Source organism: Treponema sp. R6D11, from assembly GCF_054786075.1.
Genome location: NZ_BDHD01000386.1, coordinates 1 through 1,200 on the forward strand (window position 1 = coordinate 1; position 1,200 = coordinate 1,200).

Annotated in this window: 1 protein-coding gene; it reads right to left on the bottom strand. The window is 40.8% G+C overall.

Features of this window, described 5'->3' with window-relative positions:
• A partial coding sequence (locus tag ACYVTD_RS13345; RefSeq protein WP_461248228.1) for an ankyrin repeat domain-containing protein occupies positions 1 to 1,073 on the bottom strand: 1,073 nt, incomplete at its 3' end.
• Between the last annotated feature and the right edge of the window lie 127 nt (positions 1,074 to 1,200).

Below are 1,200 nucleotides of genomic sequence, written 5' to 3' on the forward strand. Positions count from 1 at the left end.
ATATGAAGGGGAGTGTCGCCGTGTTCATCGCGAAGATTAACGTCGGCTCCATTTGCGACTAACATTCCCAATACGTCTAAATAAACGTTAACCGGAATTCCCACATGGAGAGGAGTATTTCCTTTTCCGTCTCTGGCGTTTACATCGGCTCCGTTTTTAATGAGCAACGCTATAACGTCTTTATTCCCAACCCTTGACGCCTCATGTAAAGCCGTGGCTCCAGACGTAGTTTTTATGTTTAAATCTACTTTTTTGTCTAAAAGGAAATAAATAAGCCCAGTATGGTTTTCTATTACGGCAAAATGAATAGGAGCAAGCCCTTCGTTACGGCGTATATTGTAGTTTCCGCTGCGAACCGCCGGTCCAAAATAAGTGAAAATCTGATTATCGCAGTAACCGCCTGCTAAAATTAACTGCTCGGCTATAGACATATGAGTTCTGGAATCAGGTCTTTCAAGCGCATAATCAACAGCATTTTTATCATCGTTATCTTTTTTATTTATAAGAGCGATAGACGTAGAAGAAATTTTAAGTATATCCGTTACGGCAGTTTCATTACCCGCAATTACCGCTATATGAAGAATAGTTCTTCCTGATCTGTCTATGGAATTTACTGTAATTGGGGTTAAAATAGCATTAAAAACCGACGGAGCTTTTTCCATAGCTAGAATCGACGCTATCGCGTTATCTTCGATAGGAATAGTCTGATGAATATCTAGACCGCCTGTCGCTAAAACTTCGGCAACTTTAGCGTCATTATTTTTGATACAGATTCCAAGCGGAGTTTGTCCTGAATTATCGGTAACATTGGGGTTAGCCCCCAGCGATATAAAGAAAGCCGCAAGTTGGGCGTCATTTTTTTCCGCCGCGTAATGAAGCGGTGATTTCCCGTCCGGATCAACCGCATTTACATCGACTTCGCTAAGGAAGTGATTACGCGCGTTTTCGTCCCCGCTTTGCAATAAAGCCCAAACATCAGGGGGCTTTTTTGAAGTGCTTTTACAACCGCTAATAAGCAGTAAAATAACCGTTAAAACAATAAAAAACGAACGAAAAAATGATACCTTTTTCATACTTATATAATCGGCATAAAAAATTCATCAATTTAGCGAAGAAATAGGGGAAAATTATAGAAAATAAATGCTTCTGCGGCCTAGAAGACTTGAACTTCCATGGCTCTCGCCACTAGCACCTCAAGCT